At 72.4% G+C, this 16,175-nt stretch carries 14 protein-coding genes; 5 read left to right on the top strand and 9 right to left on the bottom strand.

The features are described from left to right. The first annotated feature begins 76 nt into the window (after positions 1-76). A complete protein-coding gene (locus tag ACT2CW_RS08915; protein WP_445516167.1) occupies positions 77-1,492 on the top strand; it encodes a peptidase C39 family protein in 1,416 nt (471 codons plus the stop codon). 14 nt (positions 1,493-1,506) lie between these two features. On the opposite strand, the gene ACT2CW_RS08910 is transcribed toward ACT2CW_RS08915, so the two are convergent. The 4 genes from ACT2CW_RS08910 to ACT2CW_RS08895 are packed head-to-tail and all read right to left on the bottom strand — an operon-like array spanning position 1,507 to position 5,220. Then, positions 1,507-2,736 carry an ABC transporter permease gene (locus ACT2CW_RS08910; RefSeq protein ID WP_164425118.1) on the bottom strand — a complete coding sequence of 410 codons (1,230 nt, stop codon included), beginning with the start codon at positions 2,734-2,736 and terminating at the stop codon, positions 1,507-1,509. Next, the gene (locus ACT2CW_RS08905) at positions 2,733-3,440 is read right to left on the bottom strand and encodes an ABC transporter ATP-binding protein (RefSeq protein WP_445516238.1); all 708 of its coding nucleotides are present in this window, start codon (positions 3,438-3,440) and stop codon (positions 2,733-2,735) included. The genes ACT2CW_RS08910 and ACT2CW_RS08905 overlap by 4 nt, the downstream gene beginning before the upstream one ends. Then, positions 3,440-4,522, bottom strand: coding sequence for an efflux RND transporter periplasmic adaptor subunit (locus ACT2CW_RS08900; RefSeq protein ID WP_445516166.1), 1,083 nt, complete (start codon positions 4,520-4,522; stop codon positions 3,440-3,442). Before ACT2CW_RS08900 ends, ACT2CW_RS08905 begins: the two co-directional genes overlap by 1 nt. Beyond that, positions 4,519-5,220, bottom strand: a complete 702-nt coding sequence (locus tag ACT2CW_RS08895; protein ID WP_445516165.1) for a hypothetical protein — start codon at positions 5,218-5,220, stop codon at positions 4,519-4,521. Before ACT2CW_RS08895 ends, ACT2CW_RS08900 begins: the two co-directional genes overlap by 4 nt. 133 nt (positions 5,221-5,353) lie before the next feature. Between ACT2CW_RS08895 and ACT2CW_RS08890 the strand changes: the two genes are divergently transcribed. The 3 genes from ACT2CW_RS08890 to ACT2CW_RS08880 are packed head-to-tail and all read left to right on the top strand — an operon-like array spanning position 5,354 to position 8,033. Beyond that, positions 5,354-6,040, top strand: a complete 687-nt coding sequence (locus ACT2CW_RS08890; RefSeq protein WP_182469628.1) for a response regulator transcription factor — start codon at positions 5,354-5,356, stop codon at positions 6,038-6,040. Next, positions 6,037-7,524 carry a HAMP domain-containing sensor histidine kinase gene (locus ACT2CW_RS08885; protein WP_311766681.1) on the top strand — a complete coding sequence of 496 codons (1,488 nt, stop codon included), beginning with the start codon at positions 6,037-6,039 and terminating at the stop codon, positions 7,522-7,524. Before ACT2CW_RS08890 ends, ACT2CW_RS08885 begins: the two co-directional genes overlap by 4 nt. Next, on the top strand, positions 7,521-8,033 hold the full coding sequence (locus ACT2CW_RS08880; RefSeq protein ID WP_164425124.1) for a hypothetical protein: 513 nt from the start codon (positions 7,521-7,523) through the stop codon (positions 8,031-8,033). Before ACT2CW_RS08885 ends, ACT2CW_RS08880 begins: the two co-directional genes overlap by 4 nt. A gap of 21 nt (positions 8,034-8,054) precedes the next feature. On the opposite strand, the gene ACT2CW_RS08875 is transcribed toward ACT2CW_RS08880, so the two are convergent. Next, a complete protein-coding gene (locus ACT2CW_RS08875) occupies positions 8,055-8,687 on the bottom strand; it encodes an endonuclease (RefSeq protein WP_445516164.1) in 633 nt (210 codons plus the stop codon). Between the two features lie 752 nt (positions 8,688-9,439). Here ACT2CW_RS08875 and ACT2CW_RS08870 point away from each other — a divergent pair. Continuing rightward, positions 9,440-11,698 carry a putative bifunctional diguanylate cyclase/phosphodiesterase gene (locus ACT2CW_RS08870; RefSeq protein ID WP_445516163.1) on the top strand — a complete coding sequence of 753 codons (2,259 nt, stop codon included), beginning with the start codon at positions 9,440-9,442 and terminating at the stop codon, positions 11,696-11,698. Positions 11,699-11,702: 4 nt separating this feature from the next. Here the strand turns inward: ACT2CW_RS08870 and ACT2CW_RS08865 are convergent, their stop codons facing one another. From ACT2CW_RS08865 to ACT2CW_RS08850, 4 genes are all read right to left on the bottom strand, one after another. Then, positions 11,703-12,059: a DUF779 domain-containing protein gene (locus tag ACT2CW_RS08865; protein ID WP_164425126.1), complete on the bottom strand. Its 357-nt coding sequence runs from the start codon at positions 12,057-12,059 to the stop codon at positions 11,703-11,705. Positions 12,060-12,194: 135 nt separating this feature from the next. After that, the gene (locus ACT2CW_RS08860) at positions 12,195-12,848 is read right to left on the bottom strand and encodes a glycerol-3-phosphate responsive antiterminator (RefSeq protein WP_445516162.1); all 654 of its coding nucleotides are present in this window, start codon (positions 12,846-12,848) and stop codon (positions 12,195-12,197) included. 40 nt (positions 12,849-12,888) lie between these two features. Next, complete coding sequence (locus ACT2CW_RS08855; RefSeq protein ID WP_445516161.1) at positions 12,889-14,442, bottom strand: FAD-binding oxidoreductase; 1,554 nt, start codon at positions 14,440-14,442, stop codon at positions 12,889-12,891. Continuing rightward, the gene (locus ACT2CW_RS08850; RefSeq protein WP_164425132.1) at positions 14,439-16,112 is read right to left on the bottom strand and encodes a glycerol-3-phosphate dehydrogenase/oxidase; all 1,674 of its coding nucleotides are present in this window, start codon (positions 16,110-16,112) and stop codon (positions 14,439-14,441) included. The genes ACT2CW_RS08855 and ACT2CW_RS08850 overlap by 4 nt, the downstream gene beginning before the upstream one ends. Positions 16,113-16,175 lie beyond the last annotated feature (63 nt).

Here is a 16,175-nt window from a genome sequence, read left to right as displayed (position 1 = left end):
CACTCGCAGCGGCCATAGTTGTGCGACTGTCGCACCCGCCGCCCACTGGACCGGACGACGACTGGGGGAACCCCGCATGACCAGATCTGGATCCACGCCCCGCCGCTCCGTGCTCGCCGCCGCACTCGGCGTCGCGGGCGCCGCCGCCGTCACCACGACGGCCGCGTCGGCCGCCGGAACGGCCCGCCCCTCGGCGGGCACCTCCGTAACCCCCGGGGACGCCGCGGCCCCGGCGGGCTCGAAGGCCGAGCGGATCGCGGAGTACCACGGCTGGACCAGCCACGCCGACTGGCTGGCCGGTGCCGCCAAGGGCGTCCGCGCCGAGTCCGGCGCCCGCCCCGGCATCGTCATCTCCCGCCCGCTGGGCAGCGTGGACTACACCGATCCGCACACCGGCACCAAGGCCGCCTGGGAGTACGCCACCTGGACCTCCCCGGTGCGCACCCTCTCCGTGCCCGCGACCGAGGCCATCGTCTCCTGGAACGCCCGCACCCCGGCCGGCACCTGGATCCAGATCGAGCTCAAGGGCACCTACACCGACGGCTCCGCGACCCCCTGGTACGTGATGGGCCGCTGGGCCTCCGACGACGGCGCCTCCTCCATCCGGCGCACCTCGGTGGACGACCAGAGCGACGACAAGAGCTCGGTGTGGACCGACACCTTCTCCATCGACGACCCGGCGAGCGGGCTGCGGCTGGCGGCGTACCAGGTGCGGCTCACCCTCCACCGCAAGCCCGGCACCACCCTCACCCCCACGGTGTGGCGGGTCGGCGGGATGGGCTCGGACGTCCCCGACCGGTTCGAGGTGCCCGCCTCCACGCCGGGCCTGGCCAAGGGGCGCGAACTCGTCGTACCGCGCTACTCGCAGGAGATCCACAAGGGCCAGTACCCGGAGTACGACAACGGCGGCGAGGCGTGGTGCAGCCCTACCTCCTCGCAGATGATCATCGAGTACTGGGGCCGCAAGCCCTCCGCCGAGGACCTGGCCTGGGTCAACCCGGACTACGCCGATCCGCAGGTCTGCCACGCCGCCCGGTCCACCTTCGACTACCAGTACGAGGGCTGCGGCAACTGGCCGTTCAACGCCGCCTACGCCGCCACCTACCGCGATCTCCAGGGCGTGGTCACCCGGCTCGGCTCGCTCAACGACGCCGAGAAGCTGATCGAGGTCGGCATTCCGCTGATCACCTCGCAGTCCTTCCTCAAGACGGAGCTGGACGGCGCGGGATACGGCACCTCGGGGCATCTGATGACCGTCATCGGCTTCACGGCGGACGGCGACGTCATCGCCAACGACCCGGCCTCGGCCGACAACGCGGCGGTCCGCCACATCTACAAGCGGCGGCAGTGGGAGAACATCTGGCTGCGGACGAAGCGGTACAACGCCGACGGCAAGGTGGTCTCGGGCACCGGCGGCGTCTGCTACCTCTACTTCCCGGCCAAGCCCACCGCCGCCCAGCGGCGGGTGCTGAAGGAGCTCGGCATCCGCTGAGGCGGCCGGCCCGCTCAGGAGGCGTTGAGCGCCACGGTGGGGTGGAGGCGAGCGGCGCGGATGGCCGGGTAGAGCCCCGCGAGCACGCCGATCCCCAGCGTGGCGCCGAAGCCGCCGGCCGGTGCCCAGGGCGGGATAACCGTCGTCCAGCCCTGGGCCAGGGCGAACGCCCAGGTGGCCACCGAGCCCAGCGCCACCCCCGCCAGCCCGCCGAGGGCCGACAACAGCAGTGACTCGGTGAGGAATTGCAGCCGGATGGCGTTGCGGGTGGCCCCGATCGCCCGCCGCAGCCCGATCTCCTGGCGGCGCTCCAGCACCGAGATCACCATGGTGTTGGCCACACCGACCCCGCCCACCAGGAGCGCCACGGCCCCGAGCCCGAGCATCAGCGCCGTCAGCCCCTCGTCGGTGGTGGCCTTCGCCGCCAGGGCGTCCGACGGCCGTGAGACCTTCACGGTGCCCTCCTGGCCGGGGTTGACGCTGCGGGCCAGTACCGCCGCCACGTCCGCCACCGACGCGTCCGTGGAGCGCTCGAAGATCGTGGTCGGGTGGCCGTTGAAGCCGAAGTACCGCTCGGCGGCCGGGAATCCGACCATCGCCACCCGGTCCAGCGTGGGCACCAGCTCGACCGGCCGGAGAATGCCCACGACCACCACATAGCGGTCATTGACCATGATCTTCTCACCGGGCTCGGTGACGCCCAGCCGCTTCGCGGCGATCGACCCCAGGACGGTCACCGGCAGCCGCTCATTGGCGTGGTTCAGCCAGACGCCCCGGTCCACCCCGGCGCCGAGCGTCTCCAGCAGATCGGGTCGGGCCGCCTGGGTGGTGACCCCGGCCGTCCGCTCCTCCGGCACCACATCGCTGCGCCGGATGCGGGTGTCCACCTCGCCGGTCGCCGTGGCGTGCCGCACCGGGCCGATGCGTTCGACCATCGCGACCGCGTTCTTGGGCAGCACGATGTCCTTCCCCAGCGGGTCCTCACCGGCCTCCGCGGTGAGGAGGTTGGTGCCCAGCCGGTCCAGCCGGGCCATCAGATCGGCCCGGCTGGAGGTGGAGAGCCCCACCACCGCCACCATCGTGGCGATGCCGATCGCGATGCCGAGGGCGGACAGCACCACCCGGGTCCGGCGCGCCCGCAGCCCGACGGCGCCCACGCGGAGGATGTCACCGGCGGTCAGCCGGGAGGGCTTCAGCCCGCGGCCGACGGGGGGCGTGCCCGCCGTGGTCTTCCGGCCGGTCATGACCTCACCTCGTTCGAGTCGGCGACGACCTCGCCGTCGCGGAAGCGGACCCGCCGTGGCAGCGCGTCCGCGATCTCGTGGTCATGGGTGATGACACACACCGTGGTGCCCGCCGCGTTCAGCTCCCGCAGCAGCTCCATCACCACCTCGCCCGACGCCGAGTCCAGCGCCCCGGTCGGCTCGTCCGCGAGCAGCAGTTGGGGCTCGCCGACCAGCGCCCGGGCGATGGCCACGCGCTGCTTCTCACCGCCGGACAGCTCATGCGGCCGGTGGTCCAGCCGGTGGCCCAGGCGCACCCGCTCCAGCGCCGCACGGGCCAGCGCCCGGCGCTCGCGCGCGCCCACCCCCGCGTACAGCAGCCCGTCCGCCACGTTGTCCACCGCGTCCCGGCCGGGGGAGAGGTGGAAGTGCTGGAAGACGAAGCCGATGTGACGGGCGCGGAGGGCGGACAGCTGGACGTCGGAGAGCGCGTTCACATCGTGGCCGGCCACCCGGACCGTGCCCGAGGTGGGGCGGTCCAGGGTGCCGATGATGTTCAGCATGGTCGACTTCCCGGAGCCGGACGGGCCGACGATCGCCAGGAGTTCACCGGAGACCACGGTCAGATCCACCCCGCGCAGGGCGTGGACGCCGCCCGGATAGGTCTTGGTGGCCCCCACCAGCTTGATCACGGCCGCCGGGCGGGGCGGTGGCGCGGTGGCGATCACTGCTCGGCCACTCCCACCGTCATGCCCTCGCGCAGTCCCGGGCCGCTGACCTCGATCCGCCCGTCGGCCGTCATCCCGGTCTCCACCCGCACCATCCGGGTGGTGTCGCCCGCCACCAGCTCCAGGCCGTAGCCGCCCTGCTCACCGCGCAGCGCCACCACCGCCTCGACCGGGACGGCCAGCACGTTCTCGCGGCTCTCGCTGACGAACGACACGTTCACCGTCGCCTTGGCGTCCTCCCCGGACACCGCGGGACGGCCGCCGTCCAGGGTGACCTCCACGGTGATGCCGTCCCGCGCCGCGGCCGACGGATCGTCATCCGGGGACTCGGGGCGGACGGTGCCCGATACCTCACCCCGTACGGTCCGCCCGCTGGGCAGCGTCACCTTCACGGTGGTGCCCTTGGCGGTGAGGGACACATCCTGCTGATCCAGCTGGGCCCGGACCACCGGCTTGGTGGAGGCGACGGTGAGCACCGTGGCGTCCGGGCCCACGTGGTCCGCGGCCGCGGCGTCCGCCGAGACGACCTTCACCCGGTCGGGCTGGAAGACCACGTCTCCCTTGCCCACCGTGCCGGTGGGGGCGCGGTTGAGCGACTTCTGCCAGCTCTTGACCGCCGCCTTGGTGGCCGCGTCATAGCGCGGATCGATGTACAGCCCGGCCCCGAACCCCAAGTCACGCAGATTCCGCTCCAGTTGGAGGACATCGGAGCCGCGGTCCCCGGGCTTCATGGCGCGGAACATCGGGATCTGCCCGTACAGCAGGGTGACGGGCTTGTCGTTCAGCTCGTACAGCGCCTGCCCCTGGGTGACCGTGCGGCCCGCGTCGGCCGCCACCGTCACGGTGCCGTCGACGGCGGAGGACACCTCGCGCCGCTGGGCGTAGTCGAGCTGTCCGTCGACGGTCTTGCTCTGGACCAGATCGGTGCGGACGACCTTGGCCGTGGCGGGCGGCCGGTCGCCGTCCCGGGACGAGGCGTCCGCCCCGTCCCCGCCGCCCAGGACCAGGGCGGCGGCCCCGGCCCCGGTCGCGGCGGCGACGAGGGCGCCACCCGCGATCCACGCGGTGCTGCGCCTCACTGCATACCGTCCAGACCGTCGAGCAGCTTGCCCTCGCACGCCTCACGGGCCTGCTTGTACACCGAGGAGTCGGGGTCGATCCGGGGGTTCGTCGGGTCCGGCTCACCACCGGGCACCGCGTTGCCCGCGGACATGGTGGGGTTCTGGAACTCCGAGACGCCGTGGTCCCGCATGCACGTGGCGTGCGCGAGCATCGACTCGTAGTCCTTCTGGGCGTCCCGCTCGGGCTCGAACGTCATCGCCTTGCGCAGCTCATCGGCACAGGCTCCGTCCTTGCCGCCCTTCGTCACCTCGCCCGTGCCGCTGGGATCCTCCAGCTTGTTGATCTTGTCCCAGTCGAGGTAGCCGCTGAGTTTGGGGTCGGGGAAGTCCTTGGCCCCGCCCTTGGTGCGCATGCAGCGCACATAGTCCATCTGCGCGTCGTAGAAGGCGCTCTTGCCCTTGGCGGAACCGCCGCCGCCGGTGCCCTTGGAGGAGCCGCCGGAGGCGCTGGAGCCGCCTGAGCCCCCGGTGTCCCCGCCCGGCGCGGAGGCGACCCCCTCCACCCGGGTCGAGTCGTCGTCACCGCCGCAGCCCACCGCGAGGGCCAGGAGGGGCAGCGCGGCGAGGGCGGCCAGGGCGCGCCGGAAGGCGGTACGAGAGAAGGCGGCGCGGGAGAAGGCGGCGCGGGAAGTGGTGTGCCGGGTGTGCCGTGTCATGGCGACCACCTTTCGGCGGCCACATGATGGTCCGTCCATGACCATATGATGGATGTGTAACAAAGCCCGTATGCCTTTGATTCATCGGCCTGACCAGCGGTTTCCGGCGAATTCATGGGTCATAATCGGCCGCATGCCGCATGTACTGCTCATCGAGGACGACGCCTCCGTACGCGATGGCATGGAGCTCGTGCTGCGCCGCCACGGCCATCAGGTGTCGGTCGCCGCCACCGGCGAGGAGGCCCTCGCACTGCTCGACGCCCCCGCCGGGACGGCCGTCGAACTCGCGGTGCTCGACCTGATGCTGCCCGGCATGGACGGCTTCGAGGTGTGCCGCCGGATCCGGGCCCGCTCCACCATGCCCGTGATCATGCTGACCGCGCGCGGCGACGATCCGGACATCGTCGGCGGTCTGGAGGCCGGGGCCGATGACTATGTGGTCAAGCCGGTCACCGCACCCGTCCTCGAGGCACGGATCAAGGCGGCGCTGCGGCGCGCCGACCCCGTGCCCCGGCGGCCCGGCGAGGTCTACGCCGGGCTGGTCATCGACCGGGCGGGGCTCACCGTCAGCCGCGACGGCACCCCCGTCCCGCTGCCGCCCACCGAACTGCGGCTGCTGCTGGAGCTGTCCGCCTCGCCGGGCCGGGTCTTCAGCCGGGAGCAGCTGCTCGCCTCGGTGTGGGACCACTCCTTCCTCGGCGACTCTCGGCTGGTCGACGCCGCGGTCGGACGGCTGCGCGCGAAGATCGAGGAGGTGCCCGCCCGGCCCCGCTACATCCAGACCGTGCGCGGCTTCGGCTACCGGTTCGGTCCGCTGTGAAACGCTTCCGGCCGCGCCTGGGCGGACTGCGCACCCGGCTGGTCATCGCCTTCGTCCTCGTCGCGCTGATCAGCACCGTCACCGCCACCGCGCTCGCCTACCGGGAATCCCGCAGCGCCGTCCTCCAGCGCACCCAGGACGCCTTCCAGACCGACCTCCGCGAGCGCGTCGACAGCGTCGCCCCCGACTTCGACATGCCCCCCGACATGCGCACGCTGACCGCGCTGGCGGACTCGGTCTCCTCCGGCCTCTCCGGCGCCCCGCTCGTCGTCACCCGCTACCAGGGCCTCACCGCGTCCTCCGACGGCCTGGCCGACCGCACCCGGATCACCCCCGAACTGCGCGCCTCGGTCCGCTCATCGGGCCGCACCCGATTCCAGCGCGTGGCGTACCGGGGCCGGCCGTATCTGGTGGTCGGCACCCCCGTCTCGTACGAGGACGGCCGGGCCTCCGGGCTCGAGGTGTTCGCCGTCACCTCCCTGCGAGCGGAGGAGGAGCACACCGCCGCCCTGCTGGACTCGGTGCGCGGGGGGCTGCTCCCGGTGCTCGGCCTCGCCGCGGTGCTCGCCCTGCTCGCCGCCGGGACCGTGCTGCGGCCGGTGCGCGAACTGGGACGCGCCACCCGGCGGCTGGCCGAGGGCGACCTCGACTCGCGGGTGGAGGTCAGGGGCCGTGATGAACTCGCCCGGCTCGCCGCGGACTTCAACACCACGGCCGACGCGCTCCAGCGCTCGGTGACCGATCTGCGCGACCAGGAGGCCAGGGCCCGGCGGTTCGTCGCCGATGTCTCGCACGAGCTGCGCACCCCGCTGACCGCCATGACGATGGTGACGACCGTGCTGGACGAGGACGCGGCGCAGCTGCCCGCGGACGCCGCCCGCGCCGCCCGTACCGTCAGCGACGAGACCGCGCGGCTGGCCCGGCTGGTGGAGGACCTGATGGAGATGTCCCGCTTCGACTCGGGCGCGGCCCGGCTCGACGCGGTGGAGACCGATCTCGCGCGGATCGTCCACGGCACGCTGGAGCTGCGCGGCTGGACCGGTCAGGTGGCGGCGCGGCTCCCGGAGGGGATACGGGCGGTGGTGGACCGGCGGCGGGTGGACGTGGCCGTGGCCAACCTCGTGGGCAACGCGCTCCGCCACGGTGAGCGGCCGGTGACGGTGACGCTGTCCGCCGACGCGGACCGGGTGACGGTGGAGGTCACCGACCGGGGGCCGGGGCTGCCGCCCGACGCCCTCGCCCGGGTCTTCGACCGCTTCTACAAGGCGGACAGCGCCCGGGCCCGCTCGGAGGGCAGCGGCCTCGGCACGGCCATCGCGCTGGAGAACGCACGGCTGCACGGCGGCACGATCGAGGCGGCCAACCGGCCCGCCGAGGAGGGCGGCGGCGCCGTGTTCACCCTGCGGCTGCCCCGCCACCCGCGGGAACACGCCGGGCAGGGCTCTGGCGCACAGGCAGCGGCGACGGACGGAGGGGCGCGATGAGAGGGGGGACGAACCGCCCGCGTACGGCGGCGGTGGCCGTGCTCCTCGCCCTGGCGGCGGCGGCCGGCTGCGGAGTGCGGCCCACCGGGGTGGTGGACGGCGGCGAGCCCGCGAAGGGGCTCACCAAGGATTTGCGGATCTACTACGTCCGCGGCTCCGCGCTCCAGGGCGTCACCCGCCCCGACGCCTCCATCGAGGAACCCAACGGTGCCCTCAAGCTGCTGTCGGACACACCGGACTGGGCCGCGGAGCGCGGCCTCGTCAACCTCGTCCGGCTCGGGCCGTACTGGACCAGCGGCACGGGTCACCGGATCACCCTGCACTCGCCCGGCGCCTCCTTCGACAGCCCGAGCGACCGGCTGCCCAACGGCCAGCTGGTGTGCACCCTCGCCCGTGCCCAGTCCTTCCTGCACCGGGACGAGTCCATCCGGCCGGACGACGTCCGGGTCTCCCTGGACGACGGCGAGCGGACGTACGGTCCGTACCAGTGCTCGCAGTTCCTCACGTGAACGTGTTGTCGCCTGACCGCGCTACGCCGCCGCGCGCACCTCGCGCGCGGCGTCCGCGTGCAGCGCGACCCGGACCAGGGCGGCGGCCAGCCGGGGAAGGTCCTTCTCGGCCACCAGCCCCTCCAGCGACCGCGCGCTCTTCGGCAGCCCGACCCGCTCGGCGCCGTCCAGCGCCTTGCTGTCGAAGTACGGGGCGAACTCGGGCCAGATGCCCTGCACTTCGCGCAGGAAGATGTTCACCCCGGCCGGACCGATGCCCTTGATCCCCTGGAGCAGCTTCTTCACGTCCCCGGCCTCGCGCAGCCGCCGCAGATCGCCCCCGTACTCCCGGTTCACCAGCTCGGCCGCCTCGCCCAGCTGGCTGGAGGTCCGCTCGTCGTAACGCCGGTAGCCGCCCTCGCCCAGCGCGTCCACCCGCTGCTGCCAGGTGGCCTCCGCCATCCGCCGCGGGTCGCGCAGCCCGGCGTCGAACAGGGCGCGGGCGGCGGCGACGGCGATGTCGGAACTGATCCGCGCGGACAGCAGATGCGCGAGCACCAGCAGCTGGTAGAGCGGGCCGGGGGCGTCGCGGAGCTTGATCCCGGCCTCGGCGGCGAAGGTCGTGCCCTGCTGGTCGAGCAGAGCGCGCGCCACAGTCTTGTTCTTGTCGCTCATTGCCCATCCCGCCTTGTGGTGTGGTGCGGTGCGGTCGCGTCGGTTCCGGGTGGGAGCCGCACCGGCCCGTCCCGACCCGTCCGTCCGGCTCCCTCGCCTGCGTGTCCAGGGCCTCGGTGGGGCCGTGGGGTCACTCTGTGCATCCTCATGTGCCCCGTGCGTCGTCGCGCCTCCTTGCGTCTCCTCGTGGAGATCCAGCGGCCGAGTACCCCTATTCATGGCAATTCACCGCATGAGGGCGAAAAAGCTGCCGACCGCGGACCCCGGTGTGACGTTCAAGCGCGGCGGACGTGATGGATTTCCTCATTCGACTGCTCCCAGGCGGGGTTGACGCTCCGCCAGAACGGGGCTCCCCGAGGGGGGTTCGCCGAGGCGACTTTCAAAGGCCCGGCCTGTGGAGGGCCGAGGTCAGCACGGGGGTCGAGCCGCTGGCAGATGCCGCTGACAGGTGCTCGACCGCCCCTGGCGGGGCCCGTCTCCATGATCAGATCCGGATTGGAGTTTTCCGTTTTTCCTTTCCTCATCGAACGGTTGATCAGTAATCTCGCCTCAGCAGCGGGTTGCCGTGCCGCTCTTCGTCGTGCTCCACTTCCCCGAGGACGCGGACGACCCGAGGGCGGCCCCGGAAGCCGGAAGAGGGCGAAGGAAGTGCAGGACGTGGACTGGCGGCCGGAGGGCATCGACGCCGCAGGCGAGGACGCGGCAGGCTACAGGGAAACAGCCCATGGCGGCTGCCCCGGGGAGCGCACGATATGACGTCCGAATCGGGCGGGCCGAGATGTGACCGCGGCGCCGGGGACGCCGCCGGACACCCCGCCCCCAGGGAGAGGGAGAACGATCCGCTGAGGCGATTCGCGGGCATCTGGTGCCGGGCCGTCCACCCACTGGCCGCCACCACGATGACCCCCGACGAGTTCGAGGGCTATCTGCTGCCGCTGGCCCACCGGTTGAGCGCCGCGCTGCGCTCGTCCCCCTTCGACACCGAGGCCGCGTACGAGGTCGGGGCCGCGCTGGTGGACGCCCAGTGCACCGAGCCCGACGCGCTGCCCGCCATCCTGGGCGTCATCGACGCGCATCTGGTGTCCTGCTCGGCGCCCGGAGCGCCCTTCTCCCAGCCCTCCGGTGAATCGTTCCCGGGACCGTCCGACGAGCCCTCCCACGAGCTCCTGGCCGACGACGAGGCGCGCGCCCGCTGTGTGCGGCTCCAGCACGCCCTCGCCGCCGGATTCGTCCGTGAGCTGCGCGAGCGCGAGCGCGATGAGCAGGAGGCCATCTCGCGGGCCGCGTTGGTCGCCCGGACCGAGGCCGAGAAGGCGCTGCACGCGAGCGAGGCCAAGTTCCAGGCCGTCTTCGAGGGCGCGGTCATCGGCGTGGGCATCGCCGGACTCGACGGCGAGGTGCTCGTCGTCAACGACGCCATGGCCCGGATGTTCGGCGGGATGGACTTCTTCCGCCCCGGCCGCAACGTCACCGAGTTCGTCCACCCCGACGACGTACCCGGCGCCCATGAGCTCTACCGCGAGCTGGTCAACGGGGAGCGCGACCACTTCCGCATCGAGAAGCCGCACTACCGTGACGACGGCAGCGAGCTGTGGACCAATCTGACGGTCACCCTGCTGCGCGACTCCAGCGGCGCCCCGCAGTACCAGCTCGCCCTCGCCGAGGACATCACCGAGCACCGGCAGCTGCGGGAGCGGCTGCGCTACGAGGCCACCCACGACGAGCTGACCGGACTGCCCAACCGCACCCTCTTCCTGGAGCGGCTGGACCAGGTGCTGGCCGCCGACGCCGACGCCGAGCCGTTCGGCGTGTGCTACCTGGACCTGGACGGCTTCAAGGCCGTCAACGACAGCCTCGGCCATGCCGTCGGCGACCGGATGCTCGAGGCCGTGGCCGAACGCCTCCGGCGCTGTGTGAAGGCTCCCACCGAACTGCTCGCCCGGGTCGGCGGCGATGAGTTCCTCGCCCTGGTCACCGGCCCCGCGGCGCAGGCCGACGGCGCCGGGCTGGCCCGCCGGATGCTCGCCGCGCTCGCCGAACCCGTCCGGATCGAGGGCCGTGAGCTGCGGGTACGGGCCAGCATCGGCGTGGTCGACGGCCGGGCCGGGGAGATCGGCCGGGCCGAGGTGCTGCGCAGCGCCGACATCACCATGTACCGGGCCAAGGCCGCGGGCGGCAATCGCTACGAGATCGCCGACGCCGACTCCAACGCCCGGGTGATCGCCCGGCACAGCCTCACCAACGGGCTGCCCTCCGCCCTGGAGAAGGGCGAGTTCTTCATCGAGTACCAGCCGCTGGTACGGCTCACCGACGGCACCGTGCGCGGCGCCGAGGCGCTCGTACGCTGGCTGCACCCGCTGCACGGAGTGCTCGGCCCCGACCAGTTCATCCCGCTCGCCGAGGACACCGGGCTGATCGTCCCGCTCGGCCGCTGGGTGCTGGAGCAGGCCGCCCGGCAGGCGCGCGAGTGGCGCGACGCCGCCGAGGACGACGAGTCGCTGCGCGTCAACGTCAACCTCTCGCCGTGCCAGCTGAGCCATCCCACGCTGGTCTCCGACACGGTGGCGGTGCTGGAGAACGCCGGACTGTGCCCCAGCGCGCTGTGCCTGGAGGTCACCGAGAACGACCTCATCGGCGCCGACGAGACCGCCCTGCGGCCGCTGCGCCAACTCGCCGACCTCGGCGTGGACATCGCCCTGGACGACTTCGGCACCGGCTACTCCAACCTGTCGTATCTGCGCCGACTCCCGGTCTCCCAGCTCAAGCTGGACCGTTCCTTCACCCGGGGCATGCAGCGGGCCCCGGCCGATCCGGTCGATGTCAAGATCGTCGAGGGGATCGTCTCGCTCGCGCACACGCTGGACCTCGCGGTGACGGTCGAGGGCGTGGAGACGGCCGTACAGGCCGAGCATCTGCGGGGGCTGGGCTGTGACACCGCGCAGGGCTGGTACTACGCACGGCCGGGCCCGCCGGAGCGGCTGCACACGCTGGCGCTGGCCGACGCGAGCTGAGCGTTCAGCCGGCCGTGTCGTCCAGCAGCCGTGAACGGATCAGGAAGCGCACACCCTCCGGCGCCTCCAGGGAGAAGCCGCTGCCACGGCCCGGCACCACGTCCACCGTGAGATGCGTATGGGCCCACAGCTCGAACTGCGAGGCCGACATCCAGAAGCCCACCGGCTCCTCGACCCCGTCCACCTCCAACTCCCCGAGCAGCACGTCCGACCCACCCGTACGGAACTCGCCGAGCGGATAGCACATCGGCGCGCTGCCGTCGCAGCAGCCGCCCGACTGGTGGAACATCAGCGGCCCGTGATCCGCCCGCAGTTTGCGGATCAGCTCGGCCGCGGCCGGAGTCAGCGCGATACGGTCCATGGGCGATCCCTCTCCGTCATACTGGCCATGCTCACCGAGCGGTCAGGGGTCCGGCCCAGGGAACCCCCGGCCACGTTGCGAGAACGTTGCCCGCACGCCGTTTCCCGGTGTGCGTGCGCGCCACCGCACGGGGCCTCATGGTGCGCTGGGCCGCTTGCGCGCGGAGGGCGGAACCGGCGGCAGCTGGTCGCGGCGCAGGTGCCAGAGGCGGGGGTCGGACGTGGCGGCGGCAACGGACCCGAGGCCCAGCGCGAGCGCCACGTCCGCGGGGGTCTCCACGAAGCCCGCGGCGACCGACGGGGACATCGCGCGCTGTGCCTGCTCGGTCATCCGGGCGACGATCGGGGCGGGCATGATCTCGACCAGGTCCGGCGCCCCGCGCGCGACCGCGTCCAGGGAGCGGCGCAGATTGGACCGGTCGGTGACGAACACCTTCATCATCGTGCGCAGGCCGAGCGGCCGGCCCTTCTCGATCAGCGACAGCCGGGTGCTGACCACGCCGTGCGCGCCCATGTTCTTGATGAACTCCAGCGCGCCCCGGTCCTGGGCCAGACCGGGGCTGCTGTCCACGTTCACGAACACGGTCTTCCCCGCCCGGACCAGCGTCGGCACGGCCTTGGGCAGCTGCCCCACTGTGAGCGAGGCGACGATGCACACCTTGGCCGGTGCGGTCAGGAACTGCCGCAGCGGCTGGGTGGTGACGACCGACGCGACGACCGGGACCTCGGCCAGCGCGGCGGCCAGCTCGGCATGGAGCGGGGCACCGGACCGGGGCGGGGAAGGAGTCATGGCAAGGGCCTACCTGGGGTCAAGGGCGGTGGTGCCGAGGTCAGCTCAGCGGTGAGGTGCCGAAGCGGCTGGGAAGGCCCAGCTTGCCAGGGTTGAGGAGGCCGGCCGGGTCCAGGGCCCGCTTCACCGCGACGAACGTCGCGAAGCCGGCCCCGAGGGATTCCTCCAGGTAGGGGCCGCGCAGCAGTCCGCAGCCGTGGTGGTGGCTGAGCGCCGCCGCGTGCTTGATCAGTACGGCGTTGGCCGCGTCCCACACCGAGCGGTACCAGTCGCGGCGCGACTCGGGCGCCACATCGCCACGCAGCGAGAAGTAGACGCAGGCGCCGTCGGTGTACGCGTGGGACTGGTGAGCCGAGGCGGCCAGGGTGCCGTCCACCGCCTGGATCGCGGCGACCACCTCGTCGTAGATCGCCGGGAGGTCGGTCCAGGACGCGGCCATCTCCAGGGTGTCGGCGACCAGGCCCGGACTCGGCTTGAAGCCTTCGGCGGACTTGCCGACCAGCATCCGCTCGTCCAGCCAGCGCTCGAAGACGGCCTGGCTGTCCAGCTCGGGGCCGTAACTCTCGCAGACCTCCTTCGCCACCCTGATCGAGGCGTCGACGATGGCCGGGTCACCCTCGTCGGCGATGAGCAGGAGGTTGGTCTCGGGGTGGCCGAAGTGGGTGCCGGACTCCAGGGTGTCGTACAGGCGCAGGACGGCCGGGGTGGCGCCGCGCTGCATGATCGTGCGGCAGGCGTCCAGGCCCTCCGCGAAGGTCGTGAAGCCGTACGCGGCGGCGTCGGCGTACTCCGGCAGCGGGTGGACCCGCAGCCGGGCCGAGACGATGACGCCGAGGGTGCCCTCGGAGCCGATGAACAGCTGGCGCAGGTCCGGGCCGACCGCGGCGCGGGCGTAGTCGCCGTACGTGGCACGCGTACCGTCCGCGTGTACGACGTCGACGCCGATGACCATGTCCTCGATCTTGCCGTAGCGCGTGGAGAGCTGACCGGCGCCGCGGCAGGCGATCCAGCCGCCGACGGTGGAGACGGCGAACGCGGACGGCCAGTGGCCGGTGGTGACGCCGTACTCCTCCTGGAGCCGCTTCTCGAAGAGGTCGCCGAACGTCCCGGCCTGGACGTCCACGATGTTCGACTCGGCGTCGAAGCCGGTGATCTGGTTCAGCCCGCACACGTCCAGGACGACGCCGCCGAAGACGGGGAGGGCCGCGCCCGTGACGTTGGAGCGACCCGCGGAGGGGGTGACCGGGATGCCCGCCTCGTGGCAGATGCGCAGCACGGACGCGACCTGGTCGGCGTCGGCGGCCTCCACGATCACGGCGTTCGGGGTGGCGGGACGGCCCTCGGTCTCGCCGATCATCGAACCGGCCCACCAGTCACGGGTCCGGGTGACCACCTCGTCGCGGGAGGTGTGCACCGCGTGCGCGGCCTCGCGCAGCGCCTCGACCACGGACTCGGGGACCTCGACCGGGTCCGCCTGGAGCGCGGCCTCGCCGTCACCGATCGGGGTGTTCCGCGCCCACGTGGCGAAGCTGGGGGCGCCGACGGTGTAGTCGCCCCGGTTGAACGGGTGGGTGATGGTCTGGCGGCTGATCATGCTGCTGCCCCTTCGAGGAGTACGGACTTTTCGTGACGGACGGCGTCGAGGTACTCGGCGACCGAGCGCTCGACCTCCGCCTCCGTGAGGTTCAGTTCCTGGCCGAGGAGCGCGCCGACGGCCTCGGCGGCGTCGGTGGAGGCGTCCCGGGCGAACAGCCGGGCGCGGGTGCGGCGGGAGAGGACGTCGTCGACCGACCGGGCCAGCTCGGCACGGGCCGCGTACACGACCTCCGCCCGGGTGTACGGGAGTCCGGCGACGATCGGCTCGGCCAGCGACGGGTCGTCCTGGATGAGGTCGCCGACGAAGCGGGCCTCGGTGCCGAAGCGCTCGCCCAGGTGGGCGGCGATGCCACCGGACGCGGCGACGGCCTCGGAGTCGTAACCGGCGCCGCCGAGGAGCGGGAGGTCGGTGGTGCGGCTCTTCGCCTTACGGCCGAGGACCGTCATCACCTTGTCGATGACGAGTTCACCCATGTGCCGGCTGGTGGTGAGCTTCCCGCCGGTCACCGTCACCATGCCGGTGCGGCCTACGGTGATGTGGTGGTCGCGGCGCATATCGAGGGTGGCGCCCTCCTTGCCGCCGACCAGCGGGCGCAGACCGCCGATGGAGCCGACCACGTCGTCCGGGGTGAGCTTTCCGTCGAAGGCGGTGTTGGCGCCCTCCAGCAGGAAGTCCATCTCCTCGCGGGTGCAGTGCACATCGTCCGGGGAGCCCTGGTAGTCCTCGTCGGTGGTGCCCAGGACGACGCTGTTGCCCCAGCGGGTGCAGGTGGCGCGGCGGGCCCGGCCGGGGATCGGCACGGTGACCGTGCAGTTGATCCGCAGCTTGTCCCAGGGGACCACGATGTGCACCCCCTTGGCCGGGCGGACCTGCGGCTGGTGACCGTCGTCCGCCTTCGCGTCGAGCTCGTCGGTCCACACCCCGGTGGCGTTGACGACGGCCCGCGCGCGGATGTCGAAGGTGTCGCCGTCCGCTGTGACCCGGGCACCGGACACCTTGTCCGCCCGCGTCAGCAGACCCTCGGCCTTGGCCCCGTTGAGAACCGTCGCGCCGAGCGCGGCGGCGGTGCGGACGATGGTGAGGACGAGCCGGGCGTCATCGGTGCGGGCGTCGAAGTACATCAGCCCGCCCTTGAGGCTCTCGGCCCGCAGCGTCGGAGCCTGGGCGAGCACCTCGGGAACGGTGAGCCGCTGGTGGAGCCTGCCGATCCGCCATCCGCCGACCAGGTCGTACGTCCACAGCAGGCCCTCGAAGCCCTTGGCGAGGCGGGCGTCGAAGACACCCTCCTTCTCCAGGATCGGGAAGAGGAACGGCAGCCGGTGCACCAGGTGCGGGGCGTTCTTCCGGAAGCGGTGGCGCTCCAGGAGCGAGTGGCGGACCAGATTGACGTTGCCCTGCTCGATGTAGCGCAGACCGCCGTGCACCATCTTCGACGACTTCGACGAGGTGCCGGAGGCGAAGTCGTCCTTCTCGATCAGGGCCGCGCGCAGACCGCGCGAGGCGGCGTCGAGCACGGCGTACGCCCCGGTGATGCCACCTCCGATGACGAGCACGTCGTAGGTGTCGTCGGCCAGTTGGCGCTTGAGGGCGGCCCGGTCGAGCAGCAGCGGTGTCCGGCGGGTCGCCGCGGCGGTGCGCCGCGGTTTCCGGGCGGGCATGGTGATCACAACATCAACTCCTGGTGTTTCGGTTCGGCGGCCCCGCCGTCGTGTGCGGGCCGCCGGTCCGAC

The organism is Streptomyces sp. NEAU-174, assembly GCF_052665095.1.
The sequence above is the reverse complement of the archived record's forward strand: the minus strand, read 5'-3'. Positions and strand labels throughout refer to the sequence as shown.